The sequence below is a fragment of the Amycolatopsis sp. lyj-346 genome, from assembly GCF_046548975.1.
GTDB lineage: Bacteria > Actinomycetota > Actinomycetes > Mycobacteriales > Pseudonocardiaceae > Amycolatopsis.
Genome location: NZ_JAJPWT010000006.1, coordinates 376,414 through 401,988 on the forward strand (window position 1 = coordinate 376,414; position 25,575 = coordinate 401,988).

At 72.4% G+C, this 25,575-nt stretch carries 21 protein-coding genes; 8 read left to right on the forward strand and 13 right to left on the reverse strand.

Translation table 11 applies throughout. The annotated features are described in order from the left end of the window. Positions 1 to 126: 126 nt before the first annotated feature. From ACLJQE_RS21535 to ACLJQE_RS21545, 3 genes are all read right to left on the reverse strand, one after another. The gene (locus ACLJQE_RS21535; RefSeq protein ID WP_410641097.1) at positions 127 to 1,719 is read right to left on the reverse strand and encodes a histidine phosphatase family protein; all 1,593 of its coding nucleotides are present in this window, start codon (positions 1,717 to 1,719) and stop codon (positions 127 to 129) included. A gap of 143 nt (positions 1,720 to 1,862) precedes the next feature. Next, positions 1,863 to 2,948, reverse strand: coding sequence for a PucR family transcriptional regulator (locus tag ACLJQE_RS21540; RefSeq protein WP_410641098.1), 1,086 nt, complete (start codon positions 2,946 to 2,948; stop codon positions 1,863 to 1,865). A gap of 185 nt (positions 2,949 to 3,133) precedes the next feature. After that, a complete protein-coding gene (locus ACLJQE_RS21545) occupies positions 3,134 to 4,141 on the reverse strand; it encodes a LacI family DNA-binding transcriptional regulator (RefSeq protein WP_410641099.1) in 1,008 nt (335 codons plus the stop codon). A gap of 226 nt (positions 4,142 to 4,367) precedes the next feature. Between ACLJQE_RS21545 and ACLJQE_RS21550 the strand changes: the two genes are divergently transcribed. Next, entirely contained in the window at positions 4,368 to 4,757 is a 390-nt protein-coding gene (locus tag ACLJQE_RS21550; RefSeq protein ID WP_410641100.1) for a hypothetical protein, read from the forward strand. A 126-nt stretch (positions 4,758 to 4,883) separates the two neighbouring features. Here ACLJQE_RS21550 and ACLJQE_RS21555 read toward each other — a convergent pair whose 3' ends face one another. Continuing rightward, entirely contained in the window at positions 4,884 to 5,141 is a 258-nt protein-coding gene (locus ACLJQE_RS21555) for a hypothetical protein (RefSeq protein WP_410641101.1), read from the reverse strand. Between the two features lie 359 nt (positions 5,142 to 5,500). Here ACLJQE_RS21555 and ACLJQE_RS21560 point away from each other — a divergent pair, with 359 nt between their 5' ends. From ACLJQE_RS21560 to ACLJQE_RS21575, 4 genes are all read left to right on the forward strand, one after another. After that, positions 5,501 to 5,965, forward strand: coding sequence for a hypothetical protein (locus ACLJQE_RS21560; RefSeq protein ID WP_410641102.1), 465 nt, complete (start codon positions 5,501 to 5,503; stop codon positions 5,963 to 5,965). Between the two features lie 174 nt (positions 5,966 to 6,139). Then, positions 6,140 to 7,534, forward strand: coding sequence for an amino acid permease (locus tag ACLJQE_RS21565; RefSeq protein ID WP_410641103.1), 1,395 nt, complete (start codon positions 6,140 to 6,142; stop codon positions 7,532 to 7,534). A gap of 94 nt (positions 7,535 to 7,628) precedes the next feature. Continuing rightward, the gene (locus tag ACLJQE_RS21570; RefSeq protein ID WP_410641104.1) at positions 7,629 to 7,928 is read left to right on the forward strand and encodes a hypothetical protein; all 300 of its coding nucleotides are present in this window, start codon (positions 7,629 to 7,631) and stop codon (positions 7,926 to 7,928) included. 51 nt (positions 7,929 to 7,979) lie between these two features. Beyond that, positions 7,980 to 8,267, forward strand: coding sequence for a hypothetical protein (locus tag ACLJQE_RS21575; protein WP_410641105.1), 288 nt, complete (start codon positions 7,980 to 7,982; stop codon positions 8,265 to 8,267). Positions 8,268 to 8,330: 63 nt separating this feature from the next. Here the strand turns inward: ACLJQE_RS21575 and ACLJQE_RS21580 are convergent, their stop codons facing one another. The 6 genes from ACLJQE_RS21580 to ACLJQE_RS21605 form a co-directional block, all read right to left on the reverse strand. Then, positions 8,331 to 12,026: a glycoside hydrolase family 2 TIM barrel-domain containing protein gene (locus tag ACLJQE_RS21580; RefSeq protein WP_410641106.1), complete on the reverse strand. Its 3,696-nt coding sequence runs from the start codon at positions 12,024 to 12,026 to the stop codon at positions 8,331 to 8,333. 159 nt (positions 12,027 to 12,185) lie between these two features. Further along, the gene (locus tag ACLJQE_RS21585) at positions 12,186 to 14,111 is read right to left on the reverse strand and encodes a DUF2264 domain-containing protein (protein WP_410641107.1); all 1,926 of its coding nucleotides are present in this window, start codon (positions 14,109 to 14,111) and stop codon (positions 12,186 to 12,188) included. Continuing rightward, positions 14,108 to 15,121, reverse strand: coding sequence for a hydroxyacid dehydrogenase (locus ACLJQE_RS21590; protein WP_410641108.1), 1,014 nt, complete (start codon positions 15,119 to 15,121; stop codon positions 14,108 to 14,110). Before ACLJQE_RS21590 ends, ACLJQE_RS21585 begins: the two co-directional genes overlap by 4 nt. Beyond that, positions 15,118 to 15,927: a carbohydrate ABC transporter permease gene (locus ACLJQE_RS21595; RefSeq protein ID WP_410641109.1), complete on the reverse strand. Its 810-nt coding sequence runs from the start codon at positions 15,925 to 15,927 to the stop codon at positions 15,118 to 15,120. The genes ACLJQE_RS21590 and ACLJQE_RS21595 overlap by 4 nt, the downstream gene beginning before the upstream one ends. A 104-nt stretch (positions 15,928 to 16,031) precedes the next feature. Further along, the gene (locus ACLJQE_RS21600; RefSeq protein ID WP_410641110.1) at positions 16,032 to 16,964 is read right to left on the reverse strand and encodes a carbohydrate ABC transporter permease; all 933 of its coding nucleotides are present in this window, start codon (positions 16,962 to 16,964) and stop codon (positions 16,032 to 16,034) included. Beyond that, positions 16,964 to 18,280 carry an ABC transporter substrate-binding protein gene (locus tag ACLJQE_RS21605; RefSeq protein ID WP_410641111.1) on the reverse strand — a complete coding sequence of 439 codons (1,317 nt, stop codon included), beginning with the start codon at positions 18,278 to 18,280 and terminating at the stop codon, positions 16,964 to 16,966. Before ACLJQE_RS21605 ends, ACLJQE_RS21600 begins: the two co-directional genes overlap by 1 nt. Positions 18,281 to 18,387: 107 nt before the next feature. Between ACLJQE_RS21605 and ACLJQE_RS21610 the strand changes: the two genes are divergently transcribed. The 3 genes from ACLJQE_RS21610 (at position 18,388) to ACLJQE_RS21620 (ending at position 21,817) form a co-directional block, all read left to right on the forward strand. Further along, positions 18,388 to 20,220, forward strand: coding sequence for a heparinase (locus ACLJQE_RS21610; protein WP_410641112.1), 1,833 nt, complete (start codon positions 18,388 to 18,390; stop codon positions 20,218 to 20,220). Then, a complete protein-coding gene (locus ACLJQE_RS21615) occupies positions 20,220 to 21,326 on the forward strand; it encodes a substrate-binding domain-containing protein (RefSeq protein ID WP_410641113.1) in 1,107 nt (368 codons plus the stop codon). The genes ACLJQE_RS21610 and ACLJQE_RS21615 overlap by 1 nt, the downstream gene beginning before the upstream one ends. 182 nt (positions 21,327 to 21,508) lie before the next feature. Then, positions 21,509 to 21,817, forward strand: coding sequence for a hypothetical protein (locus tag ACLJQE_RS21620; protein WP_410641114.1), 309 nt, complete (start codon positions 21,509 to 21,511; stop codon positions 21,815 to 21,817). Positions 21,818 to 21,881: 64 nt separating this feature from the next. Here the strand turns inward: ACLJQE_RS21620 and ACLJQE_RS21625 are convergent, their stop codons facing one another. The 3 genes from ACLJQE_RS21625 to ACLJQE_RS21635 all read right to left on the reverse strand — a co-directional run bounded on the left by ACLJQE_RS21625 (position 21,882) and on the right by ACLJQE_RS21635 (position 25,433). Then, a complete protein-coding gene (locus ACLJQE_RS21625; protein WP_410641115.1) occupies positions 21,882 to 22,736 on the reverse strand; it encodes a protein kinase domain-containing protein in 855 nt (284 codons plus the stop codon). Positions 22,737 to 22,830: 94 nt separating this feature from the next. Then, positions 22,831 to 23,895, reverse strand: coding sequence for a LacI family DNA-binding transcriptional regulator (locus tag ACLJQE_RS21630; RefSeq protein ID WP_410641116.1), 1,065 nt, complete (start codon positions 23,893 to 23,895; stop codon positions 22,831 to 22,833). A gap of 152 nt (positions 23,896 to 24,047) precedes the next feature. Then, positions 24,048 to 25,433, reverse strand: a complete 1,386-nt coding sequence (locus tag ACLJQE_RS21635) for a serine/threonine-protein kinase (RefSeq protein ID WP_410641117.1) — start codon at positions 25,431 to 25,433, stop codon at positions 24,048 to 24,050. Between the last annotated feature and the right edge of the window lie 142 nt (positions 25,434 to 25,575).

A 25,575-nucleotide genomic window follows, 5' to 3' on the forward strand; every position in this document is an offset into this window, starting at 1 on the left:
GCGCGGCCGCGCCGAACCCAGTGCCGCGCCGTCGGCCACGTCGACGGTGCACCCGGTCACCGACGCGGCCTCGACCACCGTCAGCGGCCCGTTCCGGGGCGCACATCGACCGGATGAACGAGATCGTCACGCTCGCAGCGGAGTCGCGATCGGACGGACCGCGCGCGCCATGGCGGCCCGCAGGTCCGTCCGGTGCCGCCGCACGAAGACGAACTCGTCCACCGGCATCGCCGCGAAGAACGCGAAAGCGGCGACCGGGGCCAGCAGCGCCGCGCCGTGCCCGAGGGCGCCGGTGAACGTGAACCACAGGAAGATGTTGGGCGTGCACTGGGTGATGAACAGGTCGCGGGCCTCGCCCGGCGGGATGGCCCGGTTCCTGAGGTACAGCCAGGTGACCGTGCGCAGGACGAGCAACGTCGCGAGGACGGCGGCCGCCGTCGGCAGCAGGTCGGCCGGGTGCACGCCGTCCGCCGGGGTCAGCGCGAAGGTCGCGACCGCGGCCAGCGGCACCAGTGCGGCTCCGCCGGCCCACGTCCAGTTGGTGCTCAGCTGCCCGGCCCGGATGGGGTTGCGCCGGCGGAGCACCTGCGCGGCGACCGCAGGCAGCACCATGGCCCCGCCCAGCACCGCGAGGTAGCCGGCCGCCGCGGCGGCGAGGCCGGGCAGCCGGTGCGGGAACCACGCGGCGGCCAGCACCACGACCGGGAGGACGAGCGAAGCCGTCACCGTCTGCCGGATGGAAGCGAAGTAGTCGCCGCCCCACAACAGGGAAAGCGCGGGAGTCAGCAAGGCCGGCGGCAAGAGCAGGAAGAGGCCGAGCGACGACGCGGGTCCACCGGCGAAGAGCCAGACGAGGGCCAGGCCGGCCCCGACCCGCAGGCCGGTCAGCGGCAGCGCTTTCCGGAGGCTCGGGCCGAACCCCCGCAGTACGCCGGAATGCAGCCGGAGCATGCCGAAGAACGTGCTCAGCCCCAGCAGGGCGACGAGCACCGCGGTGAACACCGGCGGCGGGACCGGGACGTGCAGCGCCAGCTGGGCGGCCGCACCCAGCGCGGCGGCCCCGGCCACCAGCACCGGGAGCCGGATCTCGACGAGCTCGCCGAAGTCGTGCACCGCCGAGGTCTTCGCCGAGCCGCCGGCGATCCGGCGCAGGTCTTCTTCGGACAGCGGACGCGCGTTGGGGACCTTCAGGTCGTGGTAGTCCTCGTCCGCGAGGCCCGCGACGACGACCGCGAACATCTCGACCACGTACTTGTGCGCGACGACGAGGATGTTCTTCCCGGCCCGGGACCGGGGCAGCAGGACCTGTTCGTAGTACCGGCGGACCCGCTCGTGCAGCAGTGCCCAGGACTCGCCGCCGGGCGGGCATCCGGTGCTGCGGTGGAAGTACCCCGTGTAGGCGCGGAAGCCGATGCTCTTCTTGACCAGGCTCTTGTTCCGCGCGGTGAACACGCCGAAGTCACGCTCTACGAGAGCGTCCGAAACGACCAGCTCGGGGTGCTCGCCGAGCCGGTCCACGATGACGTCGGCGGTGTGCCTCGCCCGCTCCAGCGGCGAGACGTGGACTTCGTCGAGGCGGACGCCGAGCGCGGCGACGCGGTCACCCGCCTGCCGTGCCTGCCTGCGGCCCAGCTCGGTGAGCGGGGTGTCCTGCCTGCCCGCGAAGAGGTTCTGCTCGTTCGCCAGCGATTCACCGTGCCGGACGAAGTGAATGGCCATCCGCGCCTGCTTCCGAGAATGCGGAAAAAGTACCCGGTCCGCGCCGACCGACCGCCGGTCGGTGACCGGCTCCGGTATCGTCATCCGATCCGGCGGCGGAGGCCATCCGCATCGGCCGGAACCGCCGGACGCGGTTCGCGGGCTCAGGAACCGGTGTCCTCCAGCGGCAACGGCGGTGGCGGGGTGGTCGTCGCCTCGTGGGCGGTGAGGGCCGTGCTCAGGACGTGCAGCTGCCGCAGGGACGTCGGGTCGTAGCCGGTCAGCTGTTCGATCCGCTGCAGCCGGTAGTCCAGGGTGCTGCGGTGGATGATCAGCTCGGCCGCGGCCTTGGAGCGGTTGCCGTCGGCGGCCAGGAGCGCGCGCAGGGTTTCCAGCAGTACCTCGTTGCGCGTGATCGGCTCGATCTTGGCGACGAGCAGGTCGGCCACCGGCCGCTGGGTCAGCACGGCGTACTCCACCAGCACGTCGCCGAGCAGGTAGCACCCGGGTGGCCGCCGGGCCGCCAGTGCCGCCGTGACCACTTCCGCCGCTTCGGCCCGCCCCACCGGCAGCCGCCCGGTCTTCTGCCACGAGACCCCCGCCCAGGTCCCGTCCGGCAGGGACGCGTGGAGGCGGGCGCACCGGGCGAAGCCGGTTTCCTCGTCGCCGGCGGGGATCAGGACGTACCCGCCGTGTTCACAGAGTGCGGCGAGCACGCCGGTTCCCGGCTCGCCGAACGCGGACTCGTCCACTGTGGATGAAGAAACGGTCCGGAACGCCATCACGGCGTAGGCCGGCGCGAACCGGCCCTGGTCGGTGGCCGCGGTGCCCCGCAGGAGCGCCACCGCTTCGTCGTGGGCCGCGGACCGCGGGGACACCACCGCGAGCGTCGTTTCCTGGTACCCCCGCAGCAGTTCCCGCAGGAAGCGGTTGCACGTCTCGGCGAGCGCCTTGAGCCGGCCGGTGGTGGTGCCGGGCGCGGCCGCCAGTGCGGCCACCGTCTCCTCGCCGGCCCGGCCCAGCAGTTCGAGCACCTGGTCCAGCGGCCAGCCGTCGGCGGCGCACCCGTTGCCCATGGTCCGCGCCGCGGCCACCTTGGTCGCGTCCCACGGGGCCGCTTCTTCGATGTCCTCGCACAGCAACGAGATGGCCATGGTGACCAGATCGCGCGCCTTCTCGCGCCGCTCGGGCGGCACCTGCTCGATTTCGCCGGCCAGCCGGCTCCAGATTTCGGCGCGGAGGCCGTTCACCTGACTGCTCTTTGAGCGGACATCGAGCGTGAGTTCCCTTTCGCGGCGAAGTTCGACGTGGGCGGCCACGGCCGCCGTGTTCAGTGTAAGCGTTGCACCGTTGCGGCCGGGTATTCCTGCGCGGATTTCGGGAAGATGCGCGGCAGGCCGCGGAACCGATCCGAAAATCGCGGAACATGCGGGGCTCAGCGTGCCGCGGGCGCCGGTCCGGTGGTGCCCCGGTGGACCAGTTCGGTCGGGAGCACCACGTCGGTGGGCGGGGCCTGCCGCCGCAGCTGGTCCAGCAGGAGCCCGGCCGCGCGTTCCCCCTGGGCGAACACCGGTTGCGCGATCGTCGAAAGGTCGAGGGCGGCCGCCAGTTCGTGGTCGTCGAACCCGATCACCGACACTTCGCCCGGGACGGCGACGCGGGCCCGGTGGAGCGCTCTCAACGCGCCGAAGGCCATCTCGTCGGACATCGCGAACACGGCACTGGGCGGGGACGGCCGCGCGAGCAGGCGTTCCATCGCCGTCTCGCCGGCGGCGGCGGTAAAGCCGCCGGCGGCCTCCAGACCGGCCGCCGGCTCGATCCCCGCTTCCGCCAGGGCACGCAGGTAACCGCGGCGGCGCAGCCCGGGGGTGGTGAACCCGTGGGGCGGGGGATCGGTCTCGCCGAGCAGGCCGATCCGGCGGTGGCCGAGCTCGGTCAGGTGCCGCACCGCCTGCGTCGCGGCGGCGAGGTCGTCGATGCCGACCGCGGAGAGGCCTTCAGCGGTGCTCCCGACCAGGACCACCGGGACCTGCAGGGCCCGGAGCGCGTCGGCCTCGCGCGGGGCCGGCGGCAGGGACAGCACCAGCAGCGCGTCGACCCGGCGGCGCACCGGCATCCGGTCGAAGAACCGGGCCCGGCTCGCCTCGTCGGGCACGCCGTACACGACGAGGTCCAGGCCGGCTTCGCGCAGCACGGTCTCGGCGCCGGCGATCACCGTGCCGAAGAACCAGCGCGAGACGAACGGCACCACGATCCCGACCGAGTTGGTGCGGCCCGAAGCCAGGCTGGAGGCGTTGAACGGGATCACGTAGTCGAGTTCGGCGGCCACGCGTTCGACCCGGGCTCTGGTTTCCGCGGTGACCGAAGGCAGCCCGCGCAACGCGCGCGACGCGGTGGCCGTGGAGACGTGCGCCTGTCTTGCGACGTCGCGGATCGAGGGCATGCGTACCTCCTCCGAGCGCACGGTACCGGGTGTCCGGGCCCGGCGCCCGGCAACGGGACGATTCCGCGCGACGCGGAAAGCAGCTCCGGAGTGCGCGGGGGTTTCCGCGGGCCGCGGAAGATACTTGCCCGACCTGCTCATTGTGGGGCTTCCCCGGACAGGTCAAAGTCTCCCTTGTATTTCCTTGGTAAGTATTTTACCCCGACAGAAATCAAGGTGATCGTCCATGAACGTCAAGAAGCAGATCTCCGTGGGGCTCGCGGCCGGTGCGCTCGCCATGGCGGCGGCGGTGGGCGCCGCTCCGGCGGCCTCGGCAGCGGGGGAGCACACCATCGTCTTCTCCAACAAGTCCGTGGTCTTCAAAATCTGCTTCACCTCGCGCGACGGCGGTGGTGCGGAGGTCAAGCACAAGTGCACGACCTGGGCGGCGGGCGCGCTCGGCGGCACCTACAAGTACCGGGTGCCGGCCAACGCCGCCACCACGCGGTTCACCGCCTCCGACCGCGGCACGCAGATGCTCGGCACGGACCTGGCCAACACGCAGGACTGGTGCTTCCGCGCGCCGGCGAGCTGGAACGGCCGGATCCAGGGCCCGGTCACCCCGTGCCGTCCGTGACCGCACCGGCGGGTGCTCGGTGATCCGATGCCGGAAGGGCCACGGCCCTTCCGGCATCTCTCTTTTCCGGACGCGCGAGAACCGGGCCGGCGGGAACCGGCCCGGTTCTCGGTCGGGGACCCGGGGTCAGGAGACGCGCCGCGCGCGGGTCTCGAGGAGGTCGTCCAGGGAGAACCGGGCGGCCCCGGCCTCGCCGAAGTCGACCGGGTCCGGGTTTTCGTGCAGCACGCCGTCGCTGCCGCCGGTGATGTTGACCCAGGCGTCGACGGCCTTGTGGGCGAAAGCGTGGAACCACGCCTTGTCGGTCTGGGGCAGCCCCATTTCGAGCGGGGTGATCTCCTCGAGCGACGGAACGCGGGATTCGATGGTGGCTGACGTGGTCACAGTACCTCCACTGGGGATCGAGAAGCCGGGCTGTGTGCCGCAAAGGCTAGCGATCACCGGCCGTCCGCCGCATCCACCGAATGACGGGGAAGTGCGATTCGGTGGCGGTTTTTCCGGGCGCGAAGGGGTGATTCAAGGCACACGGCGATCGCGGTGAACACTTCTTGAACACGCTTGGTTCCGCTGTCCGGTCCGTGTCATCGTGACAAAGGCGGCGGCCGGGGCAATCGAATGTCCGGCAAGTCGCCGAAATGCACAGTCAATGCCGAGACAATTTTCCGAGAAGGGGAACAATGTCCGTGGCCACACCGTCCCGGGTCGTCACCGCCGCCGATGCCACCGATTTCGGAGCGAGCGGAATGTATCTCACCCCCGCGGTCGCGCCCACCCTGTGCGAAACCGCCGTGCTGGTCGCGGCGGTCGCCGCCGGTGCCGCGGTCACGGCCTGCGCGGGCTACGTCGCGAACGCCTGGGCCGCCAACGTCGGCCACAACCGCGGGCACCGGCACCAGCCGGACGCGGGCGCTCATCGGGGCGCCGGGGTCGCCGGCGGTTCACTGGCCGAATTGCTCGACGTGCGCGACGGGCAATTCGGATTCGCCGATGAGCGGCCAGGCGCCCCGGTAGCCTGTTACGCCGCGGCGGCGGCGGCTCTGGCCGGCGTCGCGACGGCTTTCGCGACCGGTGCGGCGCTCGTCACGGCCGCGCACCATTTCGGCGGCCACGGCCATTTCGGCGCCGAGACCGGACCCGGCGGCGCGGAAACGGGACCCGATTCCGTGGACAGCCTGATCGCCGCCCGGCTGGGCGCGGTTCCGGCGTGACGAAGACGCGGGTTCCGCGGCGGCGGAACCCGCGTCTTCCGGATTTCCCGTTGCCCGATCGCGGTGCCGTCGATCCGGGGAAGAATTTCCCGGCTTCGCGCAGTGAACGGCCGGTGCCGGTAGCCCTAGCGTGATGGCGCTCTCACCGCCGTTTTCGAGAACAGGGGAATCCTGATGGCACCACCGAGGGAAGACGGTCCGGGCCTGTCCCGGACACTGAGTTCCCGGCACCTGTCGATGATCGCCGTCGGCGGGGTGATCGGCGCCGGCCTGTTCGTCGGGTCCGGGCAGGCGATCGCCGACGCCGGACCCGCCGTGCTGATCACCTACGCCCTCGCCGGCGTGCTGGTCATCCTCGTCATGCGCATGCTGGGGGAGATGGCGACCGCCGACCCGCGAACGGGCTCCTTCTCCGCCTACGCCGAGGAGGGCATCGGCCGCTGGGCGGGCTTCTCGGTGGGATGGCTCTACTGGTGGTTCTGGGTGACGACGATCGGCGTCGAGGCCACGGCGGGCGCGGCCATCGTGCACCGCTGGATCCCGCTGCTGCCGCAGTGGGCGTGGGTGCTCGTGCTGATGGCGGTGCTCACCGTGACCAACCTGTTCTCGGTGAAGTCCTACGGCGAGTTCGAGTTCTGGTTCGCCTCGATCAAGGTCGCCGCGATCGTCGTCTTCGTCCTGCTCGGCCTCGCGGCGGTGCTCGGCGTGCTGCCCGGCGTCGAGGCGCCGGGGCTGCGCAACCTCACCGGCCACGGCGGGTTCGCCCCGCACGGTGCCGGGCCGGTGTTCGCGGCGATCTTCGTGGTGGTCTTTTCCTTCTTCGGTGCCGAAATCGCCACGATCGCGGCTTCGGAGTCGCCGGACCCGGTCGGGGCCGCGCGCCGGGCGGTGCGCTCGATCATGTGGCGTATCCTGGTGTTCTACTTGGGCTCCATCGCCGTCGTGGTGACGCTGCTGCCCTACGACGACGCCAGTGTCGGCAAGAGCCCGTACGTCGCCGTGCTCGACCTGATCGGGCTGCCGGCGGCGGGGACCGTGATGGACGTGATCGTGCTGACGGCCGTCCTGTCGTGCCTGAACTCCGGGTTGTACACCGCTTCCCGGATGGCGTTCTCGCTGTCGGGCCGCGGCGACGCGCCGCGCTCGTGGCGGCGGATCTCGCCCGGCGGCGTCCCCCGGGCCGCCGTCCTGGTGTCGACGGTCGTCGGGTTCGCCACCGTGGTGCTGAACTACTTCGTGCCCGAAGAGGTGTTCAGCTTCCTGCTCAACACCTCCGGCGCGCTGGCGGTGTTCATCTGGCTCGCCATCTCCGTGACGCAGCTGCGGATGCGGCGACGGCTGGAAGCCGCCCACCCCGCCGGCCTGCCGCTGCGGATGTGGGCCTTCCCGTACCTGACCTGGCTGGCGATCGTGGCGATGGCGGGCCTGCTCGTGGCGATGCTCTTCTCGCCGTCCGGTCGTCCGCAGCTGCTGGCCAGCCTCGCGTTGACCGTGGTCGTGGTGGCGGTCGGCGTTACCCGGCAGATCCGGGCGAAGCGGGACGTTCCAGCCGGTGTCGGAACCGAGTGACCGCTTCTGCGGAAAAAAACCTTCGGCGATCGCCGTTCCCGTTTCGTTGTTTCGGTGGATGTCACGGCGGATCCGGCACCTTAACCTCGGTGCCATGAACGAAATCAACACTTCCGACACCGCCGTCGCCCGTTACCTGACCGGCGCGCCGTCGCAGCTCGGCCCGCTCGAGTTCACGACCGCGGAGGACCCCACCACCTGCTGCATCAACCTCCTGCGGGCCGTGGCCGCCGCCGAGGAGGCGACTCAGACGGCGCGGGCTCACAACCTGGCGGACCAGGCGTACCGCAGGGCCTTCGGCACCGGCTACCACCCCGGGGTGCCGGCCGTCGAGGTCGCCTCGCCGGGTGACATGTCCGCCCGGCAGCTGATCGACGCGATCACCAACCGCTGACCACCGGGACTTTCCCGGCCGATTTCCGCAATTGAAATGGATGTAGTGAACGTGACCCGCATCGAAGAATTCGCGAACACGCCCGACGCCGTCATCGCCGCGCTGGAGGTGCCGTCGGTCCTCCAGCCGGTCGGCTGCACGCTCGACGCCGCGTTCCACGCGGCCATGGCCGCGTTCAACGCGACGAAGGCCGTCGACTACGAGGTGGCGGCCAAGTTCGCACGTCAGGCCGTGCACCACGGCGGCTTCACGGATCTCGACGGGCTTCGTGCGGCCGGCGCGGCCCGCGAAGACCTGTCGAGTGAGGAACTGCTCGCGGTCCGGAGCGACCTGGTCTGAGTGCTGACGAAGAAGCCGCACCGGGGGACTGCCCTCGGTGCGGCTTCTTCGTCCGTGCGGGTCTCAGCCGCCCGCGGGCAGGGCGGCCCACGCTTCGGTCAGGCTCAGCGGCCGCATCGACAACGTGTACTCGTACGTCGTGTCCGCCGCCACCTGGCTCTTCTCCCGGACCGGGTTCGGCGTGTCGCCGACGCCGGTCGCCGCGTGGTCGGCGTGCAGCGTGAACCAGCCCGGGTTCCGCTGCAGCTGGAACGGGTAGGCCGCCCGGTCCAGGTCGTCGTACGGCGTGACGCTGACGTCCTTCATCCCGCTCACCAGCAGGCCGGACAGCTTGCCGTCGGTCAGCAGCGCCCACCGGGCGTCGGTGTGGTTGCCGTGGTCCTGCGGGCGGTGGTAGTCCACGTACTGTTCGTCCACAGTGGACTTGTTCACCGCGATCGGCGTGCCGTCCTTGCGGTCGACGTAGCTCTCCGCGGTCCGGCCGTACCAGGAGAACCGGTTGAAGCTGTCCGGCACGCCCAGGGACACCCCGATGCGCGGCAGGTAGTTCAGGGTGCGCACCGCGCCCTGCGGCGTCACCTTGTGGCCCAGGCGCAGCACACCCGTCGAGTCCACGGTGTAGGTCATGGTCTGGTCGAACCACGCGTTCGCCACGTCCGGCGCCGCCACCCGGCTGTCCACCACGACGGTGACGTTGCTGCCCGCGCGGTCCACGCGGACCCCGGTGACCGTGGTCTGCAGCCGGTCGAGCCCCAGCTTGCGCCAGTCCTCGCCCTCGGCCCGGCCCCAGGCGAACGTCTCGTTGCTGATCGGCGCGCGCCACGCGTCGAGCTTCGGCCCGCTCGCCAGCAGCTCCTTGCCCCACGACTGCATCGACGACAGCGTCCCGGTGCGCTTGTCCACCCGGTAGGCGACCGGGCCGGCCTGGGCGGTGACCGCGTCCGCGGTCTCCCGCGCCGTCACCCGGCCCCAGTCCGGCGGAGCCTGGTCGAGGCCGGGCATCCGCGTGCCGCCGAGCGAGAACTGGTCGTGCGCCAGGACGTGCCCCGCGGGCAGCATCGGCCGCGCGGTCTTGACGACCGCCTCGACCGTGAGGAAGCGCTCGCGGGCACCGGCCCCGGCCGGCAGCGGGATCCGGCCGGTGGTGGCCGCCGCGACGCGCAAGGGCTGCCGGCCGCTGTTGATCGTCTTCGAGCCTTCGGTGACGCGCCACCTGAGGTCGACGTCCCCGGTGTCGCTGAACTGGCGTTCGTTCGTCACCGACAGCACGCCGTCGGCGTAGGCGAAGCGCAGGGGCTGGTGCGCCCACGCCAGCTGCGTGGTTTCCGGCTGCGGCTTGCGGTCCGAGCCGATCAGGCCGTCCACTCCGGACAGGCTGGAGCCGTAGGACAGGGACGTGCCCCGCTCGGTCACGCTGTCGAAGTCCAGCGCCAGCAGCGCGCCGGGCGCCGGTTCCGGCCCCGCCAGCTCGGCCGCGCCGAGCGCACGGTCGTGGATGCGGACGTCGTCCACTACGCCCCGGGCCAGCCACCCGATGGTCGAGGGGTCGTTCCACGACGTCTCGAAGTCACGCCCGATGTTCACCTCGGCCGACGAGGAGTCGATCCGGCCGCTGAAGGCTTTCTGCGCGACCTCGCGACCGTCGATGTACAGCCGGAGCGTGGTGCCGTCGTAGGTGCCGCTGACGCGGTGCCAGTTGCCGTAGAAGTCCGCCGGCACCGGCGCCTGCACCGGGATCCACGTGCCACTGTGGACGAAGAACTCGAGGGTCGTCTCGTTCTTCATCTTCAGGGAGTACTGGTGGTCGCCCTTGGTGATGATCGGGAACTCGCCGGTCCACTTGCCCGGTTTGACCCACGCGTCCAGGGTCAGCGCGGTGCCGGTGAGGTCCAGCCTGCGGTCGCGGTAGACCTCGGCGAAGTCGTCCAAACCGGACAGTTCCAGTGCCTTGCCCCGGTGCCCGTCGACGAGCTTCGGCGCCCCGGACAGGTGCGTGGAAATGCCGTGCCCGGAGACGTCCGGGACCGTGCGGACCGGCTGCCGGATGTTCTGCTCGGCCCAGTCCCAGATGAACCCGCCCTGGGTTTGCGGGTTCGCCCGGATGATGTCCCAGAACTCGCGGAAGTTGCCGAGGCTGTTGCCCATCGCGTGCGCGTACTCGCCGAAGATCAGCGGTTTCGTGGTCTTCTTCGCCTGGTCGGCGAACCTTTCCGGGGACGGGTACCGCGGGCCCCAGACGTCCGCGAAGGGCGCGTCGCCGTCGGGGTTGTTGGACTGGTGGTAGATCGGGCGCGTCGGCTCGTTGGCCCGCAGCCAGTCCGCCATGGCGTAGTGGTGGGCGCCGAGACCGGCTTCGTTGCCGGTGTCCCAGAGGAAGACGCTGGGGTGGTTCTTGTCGCGTTCCACCATGCCGATCAGCCGGTCGAGGAAGGCGTCACGCCACTCGGGCTGGTTGGCCTGGCACCAGTTGGCGCAGTTCTCGTGGTTGTGCGTCTCGATGTCGACCTCGTCGTCGATCCAGAGGCCGTGCTCGTCCGCGAGCCGGTAGAAGTACGGGTCCGACGGGTAGTGGGACGTGCGGACGGCGTTGACGTTGAGCTGCTCCATCAGCGCGACATCGCGTTCCTGCGCCTTGCGCGGCACGTGCCGGCCGTGCTCCGGGTCGGTTTCGGCCCGGTTGACGCCCTTGAACAGCACGCGCTTGCCGTTGACCAGCAGCTGCCGGTCGCGGATCTCGAGCTCGCGGAAACCTGCGGTCTCGCGGGTGACGTGCGTGGTCCTGCCGTCCGGGCCGGCGAGGGTCAGCACGGTGGTGTACAGGTTCGGCGTCTCGTCGGTCCACTTGGCCGGGTTCCGCACGGGCAGGGTGAGGGTGACCGCGGCGCCGGCGTCGCCGACCTCGACGTCCTGGCTGGTGGCGCCGACCTCCTTGCCGGCCGCGTCGCGCAGGCTGAGCCCGACGGTGTGCTTCCCAGTGGTGCCCTCCGGTTTGTGCGCGACCTCGACGGCGGCGGAGAGGACGGCGTCGGTGTACGTCGCGTCGAGGTCGGTCCGCAGCGTGACGTCCCGGATGTGGGTGGCGGGCGTGGAGGTCAAGGTCACCGACCGGAAGATGCCCGCGTACCGCCACTGGTCGAAGTCCTCGAGGTAGGCGCCCGCGCTCCAGCGGTGCACCTGCACGGCGAGCCGGTTCGGGCCGGGCCGCAGCGCGGCGGAGATGTCGAACTCCGCCGGGGTGTAGCCGCCTTGGTCGTAGCCGATGTACTGACCGTTGACCCACACGAAGTACGCCGAAGTCACGCCTTCGAAGCGCAGGGCCGTGCGCCGCGGTGCCCAGTCGGCGGGCAGGTCGAAGTCGCGGGTGTAGGCCGCGGTCGGGTTGACGTCCCGGGGCACCCGCGGTGGCGCGTCCGGCTGGATCTCGGTGGCGATGTTGCGGAAGACGGGGTGGTCGAGGCCGTCGGTCTGCCAGGTGTGCGGCACGGAGACCTCCCGCCAGCCCGAGGTGTCGTACCCGGCGGCGTGGAAGCCGGCGGGCACCTGGGCGGGGTTGTCCGCCATGGCGATCCGCCACTTCCCGTCGAGCGTCTGGGTGAACGGCGTGTGTTCCCGTCCCCGGACGGCGGAATCGACGTCGGCGTGCGGAGCGAGGAACGCGTGCGGCGGCTCCTGGCCTTCGCCGACCTTCCGCGGGTCTTCCAGGTACGTGTAGACGTCGTCAGGCGGTGCCGACGCCGCGTTGCCTTGGCCGACGGGCACGAGGGTTCCCGCGAGAGCCAACAGAACCACACCCAGAGTGCGCAGCCGCACGGCAGGAACCTCCATGTTCCGACAAGACCCAGACAGAACCCAACAAAATGGAACAGGATGCGCCGGGTAAGGTCAATAGGACATTCGGTGCAGAACAAGGCCTCCTCTTCAGGAGGTTGCCGCGGGCAAGGCGACTTCGGCGATGACACCGTCGGGCCAGGCCAGGGTGACGTTGCGGCCGGCCGCGGCGATCGTCAGGACGGGATCGGGAGCAGCCGGGCCGCCGCGATCCAGGACCACGACGGCGGCGAACACGGCTCCCGGTTCCGGCGGCCCCTCGGTGGCGACGAAGGGAACGGCGGTCCACTCGCCCAACGGTGAGGTGCCGGACTCGACCGCCACGTCCGCCGTGGTGAAGCCGTGCAGTGAACGTACTTCCGACCGCAGGTCCGGTGTCCGCGCGGCGGCCACCCCCGGAGCGGTCACCGGTGGCGTCCCGCCGGACACCGGCCAGCCGCTCAGCCGCAGCGACCGGACCGGACCGTCGAAGCCGTCGAGGCGCACGAGCCGCACCTCCACGCCGCGCCGCACCACGGAAGCGACCGTCAGCACCGGCCCCGGCACCACCGGCCCACCGCGGCCGGACCCGTGGTCGGGAGCGTCGTCGCCGGACGTGTCGACCCAGCGGACGCGGCCCTGGGACGCCGCCGCCAGCACGCCGCCCGGCAGCTCGGTCGCGTAGCACGTCGAGAACCCCGCCCGCTGGCTCGGCCTGCCGTCCGCGTCCAGCACGACCACCGTGTTGTCGGGGACGGCCCCGAGCGGCGGGACCGTCGCCGTGGAGTAGCCGAGCCGGGCGTAGAACGGAGCGTCGGCGCGCTGGTCACCCGGGTGCGCGTGGTCCGTGCCGTGGTTGACCACCAGGGCGATGCCGTCGCGGCGCCGTCCCGACACCAGCCAGCCGGGCGCGGCGACGACGCGGGCGACGTCGCCCGTCTCGATCGGCAGCGGCTCCTCGACGTCCGTCCACACCGGGTGGTGCGCGGGCAGGGCCAGTCCCAGCAGCCCCTTGGCCGCCCAGTACGGCGAGCCGGGCCCCGAGTACGCCTGGCGCATCGCGGGCCAGGCGTGGTGCCAGCCGAGGTCCAGCAGGCCGTCGGCGGCGCCCCGGTCGGCGAAGTGCCGGACCATCCCGCCGGCCACCCGCCGGGTCAGCCCCGGGGACAGCCCGGACGTCCCGGTGAGCGCGCCGACCCAGAACGGCGCCGCGGCGGCGAAGCGGTAGACCAGGCTGCGGCCCTGCAGCAGCGGGGAGCCGTCGCTGCCCACCAGCCGCACGGCGTCGTCGAGGTACTGCCGCAGATCCGCGGCCCACTCGTGGCGCAGCGAGCCGGGGCACAGGGAACCGGTGACGTCGAACAAGTGCGTCCACAGCAACGGGTACAGGTGCAGCGCCCAGCCCGTGTAGTGGTCGTAGGCGCGCTCGTCGCCGTCGCTGAGCCAGCCGCCCGGCCGCCGCAGCGACGCGTGCACGGCGAGGTCCTCCTCGATGTCCGCCGCCGACCACGGGCCGCCCGCTTCGCGCAGGAACGACTCCACGACGATCCGGAACCACACCCAGTTGATCGGCGGGTAGGGCTGCCCGATCACCGTCGCGAGCCAGGCGACGACCCGCTCCCGGACGGCGTCTTCCAGGCGGTTCCACAGCCACGGCCGGGTCAGCTGCAGCACCAGCGCGATCGACGCGGCCTCCACTTTGGACTGACCGAGCTCGTCGGGCCGCGGCCACGCCTCGGGCGAGGCCGGATCGGTGCCGGCGGCCAGCCCGCGGGCGTAGTGCTCGAGGAACCCGCCCGGATCCGCGCCGCCCTCCCCGGCGACGCGGAAGCCGGCGATCAGGAACGTCCGGGCGAAACCCTCCAGCCCGTCCGAGGCCCGGCCGTTGCGGCTGGCCGGGCCGGGCAGGTCGATCCGGGCGCCCGCCGGCGAGCGGTACCGGCCCGCCGCCGCGAGCAGCCGATCCGCGTACGCCGCCCAGTGCCCGCGGGTCCAGCCGGTGTACGGCGACAGCCGCCGGTCCTCGACGGCGGTCATGCCTGCACGGCCAGTGAATGCCGGGTCACCGGGGCCCGGGGTGGCAGGCCCGCGGCGTAGCGTTCCAGCTCGCCGAGCGCCTCGGCGCTCATCCGGCGGGTTTCCGAACCCAGCGAACCCGCCACGTGCGGCGTCAGCACGACGTTCGGCAGGTCGTAGAGCGGGGAGCCGGCGGGCAGCGGTTCCGGCTCGGTGACGTCGAGGACGGCGTGCAGGCCGTCGGCGGCGCAGGCGTGTTCCAGGGCCGCGGTGTCGACGAGGGCTCCCCGTGCGGTGTTGACCAGCACCGCGCCGGGCGGCAGGGCGGCCAGCTCGGCGGCGCCGATCATGTGCCGCGTCTCCGGCAGCGACGGCGCGTGCAGGCTCAGAACGTCCGCCTGGGGCAGGGCTTCGGCCAAGGTAGCGGGCTCGGCGCCGGCCGCCCGGATCTCGCTCGCGTCGGCCACCGGGTCGACGACGAGCACGCGGGCCAGGTCCAGCAGCCGCAGCAGGGCGGCGACCCGCCGTCCGACGCGGGAGAACCCGACGAGCACGACCGTGCGGTCCCGGCCGGACAGCTCGCCCCGCTGGTCGCGGTAACCCCAGTCCTCCCGGAACTTCCGGGCGTCGGCGGCGAGGAACGGCACCTTCTTGAACGCCCACAGGATCGCGCCGAGGGTGTACTGGGCGACCGGCTCGGCGTTGGCATCGGCGGCCGTGGTGACCAGCAGGCCCCGGTCGAACACCGCCGCGCCGACGTGGTCGCGGACGCTGCCTGCCGCGTGCAGCACCGCCCGCAGCCGCGGCGCGGCCCGCAGCACCGCGTCGTCGAGCGGGGGACAGCCCCACGACGTGATCAGCACCTCGACCTCCGCCAGCCGCGCGCGCACCGGCGCCGACGTGAGCTCGTCGGTGCACAACGGCTCGCCCAGCCGGGCCGCGGCGCGCAGCCGGGCCAGCTCCGCGTCGCCGAACTGCAGCGCGGCGGTGTCCCGCGCCATCACCAGCAGGGTCTCCGGGCGGCGCGTCACTTGACGCTGCCCGCCGCCAGCCCGGACCGCCATTGCCGGTGCAGCAGCACGAACGCGACGACCAGCGGCAGCACGGCCAGCAGCGATCCGGTGATGACGAGCGGGTTGTACTGCGGGAACTGGGTCACGCGCGTGCTCCACTGGTACAGGCCGAGGCTCATCGGGAACAGCTTCGGGTCGGTCAGCATCACCAGCGGCAGGAAGAAGTTGTTCCAGATCCCGACGAACTGGAACAGGAAGATCGTCACCAGGCCGGGCCGCATCATCGGCAGCCCGATGGTGAAGAACGTCCGCAGCTCGCCCGCGCCGTCGGTCCGGGCGGCCTCCAGGATCTCGCCGGGCACCGCCGCCTCGGCGTAGACGCGGGCCAGGTAGACGCCGAAGGGGTTGGTCAGCAACGGGATGAACACCGCCCAGAACGTGCCGACCACCTCCAGCTGCGACGCCAGCAGGTACAGCGGCAGGGCCAGCGCGGTGGTCGGCACGAGGACCCCGGCCAGCGTCACCGCGAACAGGGCGCGGCGGCCCGGGAAGTCGAGCTTGGCGATCGCGTACCCGCAGGCCGCGCAGATCAGCGAGCCGAGCACCGCGCCGAGGCCGGCATAGAGCAGCGAGTTGCGGATCCAGGCGAGGAAGACGCCGTTCTCCTGGGTGAACAGGGCACTGAGGTTGGCGCCGAGGTTGAACTGCCCGAACTCGAACGCCCCGGTCGTGGAGAAGTCGCCGACGGACTTGGTGGCCGAGGTGACCAGCCAGATCAGCGGCAGGACCGCGTACAACGCGGCCAGTACCAGCAGGACGTGCACGACCGTGCGTGACGTCCACCGCGAAGCTGCTTTCCGGGGGTTCCGGGTGGCGGAGCCCCCGGCCCGAGGCGAGGCCTCGGATGTTGCGGCGGCAGGGGACAGGGTCACCGGGACCTCCGGGCGGACAGGCGCATGACCAGCGCCGAGAGCAGGGCGGAAACCAGCGCGAGCAGCACGGACGCGGCGGCGGCCCGGCCGTAGTCGTTGGCGATGAACGCGGCCTCGTACACATAGAGGCTCGGTGACCAGGTGCTCGTCACCGAGCCGGTGAACCCGCGCAGCACCAGGGGTTCGGTGAACAGCTGCAGGGAGCCGATGACGGTGAACACGAGGGCGACGAACATGGTCGGCCGGATCATCGGGACCTTGATCGACCACGCCGTCCGGAAACCCCCGGCGCCGTCGGCGCGGGCGGCTTCGAGGACGTCACGCGGGACCGCCTGCAGCGCGGTGTAGAAGATGATCATGTTGTAGCCGACCCACTGCCAGGTCGCGATGTTGACGATCGAGGGCAGGATGCCGGTCTTGCCCAGCGGGTCGAACGGCAGGAGCGCGGTCAGCCCGGAGTTCGGGCTGTACAGGTAGGCCCAGATGAGCCCGGTGATCACGGTCGGCACCGCGTAGGGCAGGAAGACCGACAGGGACCACACCCGCTTGAGCCGCACCACGGCGGAGTCGATGAGCAGCGCGAGGACGAGGGCCAAGCCGAGCATGATCGGGATGTGGACGACGACGAACAGCGCCACGTTGCCCAAGCTGGCGTGGAACGCGCTGTCGGTGAGCACGTCGACGTAGTTGCCGAGGGCGACGAACGCCTGCCGCGGGCCGGAGAAACCCAGGCCGGACAAGCGATCGGTGAACAGGCTGAGGTAGAGCGCGTAGCCGATCGGGACGAGCACGGTGGCGGTCAGCAGGACCGCGAACGGTGCCACCAGCACGAGGCCGGCGCGGCCGCGCCCACGGCGGCCCCGCGCCGGAGCGCCGGGGCGGGCCGGTGCCGGCACGCCCGCCGCGCGCTCGGGGGTGAGGACGGTCATCAGGCTTTCCCTTCCAGCACGGTCAATCCCCGCTCCCGCAACGCGGCGACGGCGTCGGCCTGTGTCTGCCGGACGGCGGTGGCCAGTGTCGTGCCACCCGTCTTCACCCCGCTCATGCGGTCGACGACGGTGGAGAAGATCCGCAGGGCGTTGGGACCCCACGTCCAGTCCGGGACCCGGCGGGCGGCTTCGTCGAGCACGTCGTACACCGGGGTGCCGAGGAAGTACCCGCCCTTGTAGGCGTTCCTGGCCACGTCGCGGCTCGGCAGGTAGCCGGGGAAGGGGGTGGTGAACGTGGTGCCGATCTTCGCGACGGCCGGGTCGGTGCTCAGCCAGCGCAGGAACTTCACGGCGGCGTCCGGCACCTTGCTTTCGGCCGAGACGGCGAACGCGCTGCCGCCCTGCACGCCGTTGGCGGGAACGCCGTCCCAGGTCGGCATGGTGGTGACCGCCCACCGGCCCTTGTCCTGCGGGATGGACTTCACCAGGGAGCCGACGCTCCAGGAAGCGCCGAGCAGGCCCCACAGCCGTCCGGTGTGCATGGCGCCGATCCAGTCCTGGTCGCCGGTCGGGGCGGTGGCGACCAGGCGGTCGCGGATCATGCCCTGCCAGTAGTCCGCGGTGCGCAGGGTGCCCTCGCCGCTGATGTCCACCCGCCACGAGCCGCCGTCGACCCGCCACCACGGATCGCCCGCCTGCCAGCACATCCCGGCGAAGAACGAGCCGTCGTTGAGCGGGAACGTCGTCAGGCGCGCCGCCGGGTCGGCCTTCTGCACGGCCTGCGCGGCGGCCCGGAACTCGTCCCACGTGCGCGGCACCGCGATGCCGTGCCGGTCGAACAGGTCCTGGCGGTAGTAGAGCACCATCGGGGCGAGGTCCATCGGGACCGCCCAGGTGCGCCCGCCGGGCCGCACGCCCTGCCAGGCCGCGGTGGAGTACCCGCGCTCCAGGTCCGCCAGGTCGTCGGTGAGGTCCCGGAGCCCGCCGGTGGTGAGCAGCTGCGGCAGGCCCTGGTACTCGGCGTGCAGGATGTCCGGGGCGTTGTGGGCGCGCAGCGCGTTGGTCTGCTGGGCGTAGCCGCCCTTCAGCCCGGCCGCGATCACGTTGAGCTCCACCGAGATGTCCGGGTGCGCGGCGTTGAACCCGGCGACGTACTTGTCCATGCCGGTGAGCCACGACCAGACGCGCACGCGGGTGGCGCCGGACGCGGTGGTCGTCGACGACGCGCAGCCGCCGAGCAGCCCGCCGGCCGCGAGGCCGGCCGTGGCCGATAGGAACGTCCGGCGGTTCAGTCCCGCCGATCCCCGAAGCTTCATTGCTCCTCCGTCGAAGTGATGGCTGTCACTGTCGGGGTGTGTCATAGTTCGAGTCAACAATTCAGGTCAAAAACGATCAAAAACGATCAGGATCGAAGGGGACCCTGGTGGTGCGGCAGCGGCTGAGCGCGCTCTTCGACGGGCATCCGATGGTGCGAGCCTCCTTTCCGGACGTGCGCGACCGGGCGGTCTGGGACGCCGCCGACGGCGCCGCGCTGCTGGCCGACGCCCATGCCCTGCTCGCGCGGCCGGCGCCGGTCCTGACGGCCACGGCGTGGGCGCGGACGTTCCGCGACGGCGTCCGGACCGACTACGAAGACCCCGCGGGAGAGCTGCGCGCACGCGTGAGCACGCTGGTGCTGGCCGCGGTGCTGACCGGCGAGGCGCCGCCGGGCGAGGTGCCGTTCCTGGACGGCGCGATCGACGGGCTGGTCGCGCTGGCCGAGGCGACCACCTGGTGCTGGGCCCCGCACGACCGGCACACGGCCGCGCGGGGTGAAGTCGTGGCCGACCCCGACGACCCCTTCCTCGACCTGGGCGCGGCCGAGGTCGCGGCGCTGTTCGCCTGGGCCGGGCACGTCCTCGGCCCGCACCTCGACCTCCGCGCCCCCGGCCTGCGCAAGCGCCTGCGTCGTGAGGTCGACCTCCGCGTCCTGACGCCGTTCGAGCGGATCCGCGACTGGCACTGGCTCGGCTTGGACGGCGACGCGCACAACTGGAACCCGTGGATCCACAGCGGGGTCCTCACCGCCGCGCTCCTGCTCGAGCCCGACGACGAGCGGCGCCTGCGGCTGGTGCGGCTGGTGGCCGAAGGCCTCGACCACTACGTCGCCGTGCTGCCCGACGACGGCGGGATCGACGAGGGCGTCGCCTACTGGTGGCACGGCGCCTGCCGCCTGCTGGAGTGCCTCGACCTGCTCGCCGACGCGACCGGCCTCGACGCGCGGGACCTTCCCGTGCTGGCCCCGCTGATCCGCTTCCCGCACCGGATGCACCTGGGTGGCGACGCCTACGTCAACGCCGGGGACGCTCCGGCCCGCCTGTCGCCGGCCCAGCCGTGGCACGTCCTGCACCGGTGGGGCGAGCGGCTCGGCGACGACGACGTCCGGGCGCACGCGGTGAGCCGGGCGCGCGCGGGCGGGCGGCTCGTGTGGCCGTCGGCCGGCCTCGGCCGGGCCCTGTCCGGCCTGGCCGACCCGGGCTGGCGGACCGCGCTGGCGGAGGACCCCCGCGAAACCTGGCTGGCCCGCGAACAATGGCTGCCGCGGGTGCAGGTGCTCGTCGCCCGGGAGACGGCGGGCACGACGCGTGGGCTGACCATGGCGGTCAAGGCCGGGCACAACGGCGAGCGGCACAACCACCTCGACGTCGGGTCCTACTGGGTGGCGGTCGACGGCGTGCCGGTGGTGGCGGACGTCGGTCAGCCGACCTACACCGCGGCCAGCTTCGGCCCGGACCGGTACCGGGCCTGGGCGTTGCGCGGCGAGTGGCACAACGTGCCCGAGCCGGGCGTCACGCAGGAACCGGGGGAGGACTTCGGGGCGCGAGACGTCCGGGTCGAGCTCACCGCGGCCGAAGCCACGCTGTCCGCGGACCTCGCCAGTGCCTACCCGGGCGTGCCGCGCTGGCTCCGTTCGGTGCGGCTGGTCCGCGACCCCCGCCCCCACGTCCTCGTGGAGGACGACGAGTCCGTCCGGCCGGTCCGGCTCCGGCACGTCCTGGCGGGCGACGTCGAGCTGGGCGACGGCGAAGCGTTCGTGTCACGGGAAGGCCGGCGGGTCCTGCGGCTGAGCTGGGAGCCCCGGTGGACCACCGCGGACCTCGAGCGGCGGCCGCTGGCCGACCCGCTGCTGCGGGCGTCCTGGGGCGATCACCTCAGCCGGCTCACCCTGCTGGTGCGCGAGGGCCCGGCGCGGGTCCGGCTGGAGCAGGTCCGGTGATGCTCGCCTCCGAACGGCACCAGCTGATCCTTTCGCTGGTGCGCGAACACGGCGCGGTCCGGCTCACCGAGCTGGTCGAGCGGCTGGGCGTCACTGCCGTCACCGTCCGCCGCGACGTCACCGAGCTGGCCGACCGCGGCCTGCTGACGCGCGTGCACGGCGGCGTCACGCTGACCCGGCCCCGCGGCGGCCACCCGGAGCCCGGACGCGCCGCTTCGGGGTTCGGCCCGGTCGCACCCGGCGCGCTGGTCGGCATGGTCGCGCCGTCGGTGGAGTACTACTGGCCGACGGTGGTCCAAGGTGCCCAGTCCACAGTGGCCGCCACGGGCGGCAGGCTGGTCCTGCGCGCGTCGAGCTACGACGCGGCCGAAGACCGCCGTCAGATCACCAAGCTCCTCGAACGCGGCGTGCAGACGCTGCTGGTCGCGCCGGCCACCACCGGGCGCGGCGCGCTGGACCTGCTGCGCTGGCTGGGGTCGCTGAGCGTCCCGGTGGTCCTCGTCGAACGCCTGCCGCCGCCGGAGCTGCCGACGCTGGCCCTGGACGCGGCCACGACGGCGCACGCGCTCGGCGCGGGACTGGCCGTCCGGCACCTGGTCTCCCTCGGCCACCGCGGGGTCGGGCTCGTGACGTCCCGGACCAGCCCGACCAGCCGGGCGCTGCGCGCCGGCTGGCGGGAGACGATCGCCTCCCTGGGGCTGGACGCCGCCACGGCGCTGGACCTCGACGTCCCGGTCTACGGCTCCCCGGGCTGGGCGGGGGAGTACGACGCCCTGCTGGAGCGCTGCCGCCGGGCGGGTGTCCGGGCGCTGGTGGTGCACGCCGACCGGGAGGCCATCGGCCTGATCGAACGGGCCCGCGACGGCGGCATCGCGGTGCCCGGCGAGCTGGCGGTGGTCTCCTACGACGACGAGGTCGCGGCGGCGTCCGACCCGCCGCTGACGGCGGTGTGCCCGCAGAAGCACCGGCTCGGCGCGGTGGCCGCCGAGCTCGCGCTGGCCCGGCTCGCCGACACGACCGAGCGGCCCGTGCACCGGCTGCAGCTCTGGCCGACGCTCGTGGTGCGCGAATCCTGCGGCAGTGCGGCGGAACCGGCGTTGCCGTAGCGCGGGTGAAATCGTCGAATTCGATCGCGGTTTTCCCGTGTTACGGCCGGAACGGGAATCCGGTTGTGTCGAATCGATAACGACCGGATCGCGATCTCGCGATTTACAAGAAGTGGATCACCTTCTAGTCTCCGCGACGGGACATGCGACATCTCGCATGTGGGGAATCGGAGGTGGTTCGGTTGGCGCGCCCGACGGCGTCCGCGGCCCGGCGGCAGATTTCGGTTCAGGAATTGATTCAGCGGGTCCGCGCGGAGAGTTCTCCGCCGCCGGCGGCGGATCGCGTGGAACGCCGCGTCCGGGCGGCCGTGGCGCTGGAAAAGCAGGCCAGGTCCGGCCCCGACCACCTCACGCGGTGGCTCGTCGCGGGCGCGGCGGTGGTCACCGCGCTGAGCGCGTTCGCGCTCATTTCCTTCGTGGCACAGGAAGATCCGGCGGTCCCCCCGCCGATCCCAGCCCCCAGCGCCCCAATGTGGCCTTCGGTGCGTTGAACGCACCGAAGGTGGCCTTGGGTGCGTTGAACGCAACCAAGGCCACCTTGGGGCGCTGGGGGGCTCAGGAAGCCGTGAGGCGGCGGAGGGCCGCGTGCGTCGTCACTGCCGTGCCGAGGGCGATGACGAGCACGGTGCCCGTCACCAGGACACGCCCTCGCCGCGCACTTCGGGCCGGGATTGCCGCCAGTGGACGGGAAACCGCGAGATCGGTGAGTGTTCGTTCGGCTTCGGCCATCGACGGCCGGGTGGCCGGTTCCGGGCGCACGAGGTCCAGCAGGGCGGTGAGAACCGGCCCGTGGGCCCGCGGCGGGACGGCGGAGCCGGGCGGCCGCCCTTCGAGGGCGAAATACAGGGTCGCGCCCAGGGAATAGACGTCCGCGGGGCATCCGGGGCTCGCGCTCCCGGCCACCTCCGGGGCGGGGAAACCGCCGGTGCCGAGCCCGAAGCCGGCGATCTTGGCCGTCCCGTCGGCCGTGAGGTGCACCTTGTCCGGGCCGAACCCGCGGTGGACGATGCCCGCGGCGTGCGCGGCCGCCAGTGCCGAAGCCAGCTGGGCGCCGAGCGCCGCGACGCGGTCCGGGGGGAAGCTGCCGCGCCGCTCGACCAGCTCGGCCAGGGTGCTGGTCGCCAGGTCCTCCGTCACCACGTACGGCGTCAGGTCGTGCTCGAAGACGTCGTGCACCACGACCACGTGGGGGTGGTGCAGCCGGACGGCCACGCGCGCGTCGCGGATCGCCTTCGCCCGGACGCGGTCGGAATGGGCCGCGTCGAACGGGCAGCCGGGTGGCAGCTGCTCGACGACGACGAACCGGTCGAGCAATTCGTCCCTCGCCCGCCACGCGGTGCCGCCGGGGTGGTGGCCGTTCGGTTCGAGCAGGCGGTACCGCCCGGCCAATGCGCCCTTTTTCGCTGCCACCCGTAATCCCCTGTCGACGTCGACGGACCCTCGAAAGAAAATACGGCCGCGACGGGCACCGGGTTCGGTGTAGAGCCCGATTGTCCGGGAATTCTCACCCTCCGGACAACGCTGCCCCTTCCCGGACGGCGGGGGCGGCCGCGGTGCTTTCCCCGGTGACGAGCACGGGGACCACGGTGCCGGGCTCGGCGGCCGGTCCGCCGTCGAGCTGGCGCACCGCCCGCCGGACGGACAGCGCACCCAGCTCGGCCGCCGGGACTACCACCGTGGTGGGCCGGATCCGCTGCCGTCCCGCCACGGTGTCCGAGCAGACCGCCACGACGGAGACGTCATCGGGGACCTGCCGCCCGCGTTGCCGGAGAGTGCCCATGACCAGGGGAAGCGTCGCTTCGTCGTGCACCACCAGCCCGGTCGGGCCGCCGTCGGCGAGCAGCTCGTCCAGGCAGCGGGCGACGTCTCCGGCCGTCGGCGCACACGGCTGGGAAATCGCTTTCACGGCGCGTTCCCCCGCGGCGGCGTGGAAGCTTTCCGCGAAGCCCTTCAGGTAGCGGAGCCGGGGCGCGGACGGCGTGAGGTGGGCGACCGACCGGTGCCCGAGGTCGGCGAGGTGGGTGAGGCAGGCCCGGCCGGCCGGCGCGAAGTCGAGCGTCACCGACGTCAGCCCGCGGTACGTCCCCGGCGCGCCGACCAGCACCGCGGGGCGGCCGGAGGCCAGCAGGACCGGCACGCGCGGGTCGTCGTCGGCGGCGTCCAGCACGATCACCGCGTCGGCCAGCGCGGCCGACGTCACCCGGTGCAGGCCCGTCGTGCCTTCCTCGTCGGTGACCAGGAGCAGGTCGAACCCGAGTTCGCGGGCCGCGCCCGCGGCCGCGGAGAAGAACTCCATCTCCATGCCCAGCTGCCGGTCGCCGAGCGGCGGCACCGCCACCGCGAGGACACCGGCGCGGGGTGACGGCGCGCCGCCGCGACGCCGGTAGCCGAGGGCGCGGATGGTTTCCTCGACCCGGCGCCGGGTGGCCGGGGAGATCGTCCGCTTCCCGGTGATCACGTAGGACACGGTGCTCGCCGAGACACCGGCCGCGTTCGCCACGTCGGTGATCGTCACCGCGGCGCGGCCGCCGCCCGACGGCTCGTCCGCCACGTCGCGGAAATTCGTCATTTGGTGAGGACTTTCTCGAGACCCATTGTCCGGTCCGTTGTCCGGCCGGAAGTTAACGCTAACAAGAAGGGGGTGGATGTCGACCTTAATGCCGGTCAATGCCGCTGGTCAAGCCACCTTGGTCGGATGGCCGGAAACGCCGGTGCACCGATTCATTCCCCGGGACGGCACTCGGTCACCGGCATCCCGCGGTTGCCGCCGCGGGCCAGGGCGATGAAGCCGAAGGTGGTCGATTCACCCGGCTTCAGCACGGCATTCCACTCGGCGTTCACGATCGCCGAGGTGGCGCCGGTCCGCACGAGCCTGCCGTTCCAGAGGTCGTCGATGCTCGTCCCGGCCGGCGTCGCCCAGCTGACCGTCCACCCGGTGACTTCGGCCTGCCCGCTGTTGCGGACGGTCACCAGCCCCTGGAAGCCCCCGTTCCACGACTTCACCACCTGGTAGCGCGCGGCGCAGCCGGTGGTCCGGGACGCGAGCGGAGCGGCCGGGGCGGTCGTGGAGGGGGTGGCGGACGGCGCCGAAGCGAGCTGGGCCGCCGCGCTCGCGGGTTCCCGGCCGGACGAGAGCGACGTCGCCGCCACGACGGCGGCCGCCGTCAGCACCAGCGCCGTCCCGGCGAAGGCCACCCGGGAGCGGCGGCGGCGGGCCGGCGCGGGTGCGCTGTCCGGCGGGGCGGCCGCCGGGGCCACCCCGGGAACGGTGGCGCGGGTCAGCAGCCGCGCGGCCCCGGCCATCGCGGGGCGGGCGGCCGGATCCCGGTGCAGCAGCCGGAGGACGGTGTCGGTGACCGGGCCGCTGGTGGCCGGCGGGGTGATGGCACCGGCACCGACGCGTTTGAGCAGGGCCAGCTGGTTTTCGTCGGTGCCGAACGGCGGCCGCCCTTCGAGTGCGGTGTAGAGCGTCGCGCCGAGCGAGTAGACGTCGGACGGGAAACCGGGTTCGGCGCCGTCCGCGACTTCCGGGGCGAGGTAGGCCGGCGTGCCGACGACCAGCCCGCGGCCGGTGGCGGTGCCTTCCCCGCGCGCGTGGGCCACCCCGAAGTCGGTGATCTTCGCCGAGCCGTCGGTGGTGACCAGGACGTTGTTGGGGCTGATGTCGCGGTGCACCACGCCTTCCGCGTGCGCCGCGGCCAGCGCCGAGGCGAGCTGGGCGCCCAGTTCGGCCACGTACTCCGGCACCAGCGGGCCCTGCTCCTCCAGCAGGTCGGTCAGCGTGCGGGCCGGCAGGTACTCCATCGCGATGTAGGCCGCGGACCCCTGCTCGACGACGTCGTACACGACGACCGCGTGCGGGTGGCGCAGCCGGGCGGTGACGCGGGCTTCCCGGATCGTCCGCTCGCGCGTGCGCTCCGCGGCCGTCGGATCGGCGGGGGAGTCGGGGAAGAGCTGCTTGATCGCGACCAGGCGGTCGAGCCGCTCGTCCTTCGCCCGCCACACGGTGCCCATCGCGCCGTGACCCGCCCGGCCGAGTACGCGGTACCGGCCGGCGATCACTGCCCCTTCGTGCACGGGCACGCTCCCCTCAGTCGTTTCCGTCATCAGGGAACACGGCCGGTGGCGGCGCGCAGTTCGCCGGGTCGGCCCAATTCACTCACCTGGGTGGGGGTAGGAAATAGCGTTCGACGTATTCGTTCCGGATGCCGGAAACGAATACGGCCGCTACGGAAGAATGGGCAATCCG

What these genes read in the sequence shown, in the direction of transcription:
- ACLJQE_RS21535 (WP_410641097.1), bottom strand. Translation starts at nt 1,719, where the DNA reads ATGGCCATTCACTTCGTCCGGCACGGTGAATCGCTGGCGAACGAGCAG.
- ACLJQE_RS21545 (WP_410641099.1), bottom strand. Translation starts at nt 4,141, where the DNA reads ATGCCCTCGATCCGCGACGTCGCAAGACAGGCGCACGTCTCCACGGCC.
- ACLJQE_RS21550 (WP_410641100.1), top strand. Translation starts at nt 4,368, where the DNA reads ATGAACGTCAAGAAGCAGATCTCCGTGGGGCTCGCGGCCGGTGCGCTC.
- ACLJQE_RS21560 (WP_410641102.1), top strand. Translation starts at nt 5,501, where the DNA reads ATGTATCTCACCCCCGCGGTCGCGCCCACCCTGTGCGAAACCGCCGTG.
- ACLJQE_RS21565 (WP_410641103.1), top strand. Translation starts at nt 6,140, where the DNA reads ATGGCACCACCGAGGGAAGACGGTCCGGGCCTGTCCCGGACACTGAGT.
- ACLJQE_RS21570 (WP_410641104.1), top strand. Translation starts at nt 7,629, where the DNA reads ATGAACGAAATCAACACTTCCGACACCGCCGTCGCCCGTTACCTGACC.
- ACLJQE_RS21585 (WP_410641107.1), bottom strand. Translation starts at nt 14,111, where the DNA reads ATGACCGCCGTCGAGGACCGGCGGCTGTCGCCGTACACCGGCTGGACC.
- ACLJQE_RS21600 (WP_410641110.1), bottom strand. Translation starts at nt 16,964, where the DNA reads ATGACCGTCCTCACCCCCGAGCGCGCGGCGGGCGTGCCGGCACCGGCC.
- ACLJQE_RS21605 (WP_410641111.1), bottom strand. Translation starts at nt 18,280, where the DNA reads ATGAAGCTTCGGGGATCGGCGGGACTGAACCGCCGGACGTTCCTATCG.
- ACLJQE_RS21615 (WP_410641113.1), top strand. Translation starts at nt 20,220, where the DNA reads ATGCTCGCCTCCGAACGGCACCAGCTGATCCTTTCGCTGGTGCGCGAA.
- ACLJQE_RS21630 (WP_410641116.1), bottom strand. Translation starts at nt 23,895, where the DNA reads ATGACGAATTTCCGCGACGTGGCGGACGAGCCGTCGGGCGGCGGCCGC.
- ACLJQE_RS21635 (WP_410641117.1), bottom strand. Translation starts at nt 25,433, where the DNA reads ATGACGGAAACGACTGAGGGGAGCGTGCCCGTGCACGAAGGGGCAGTG.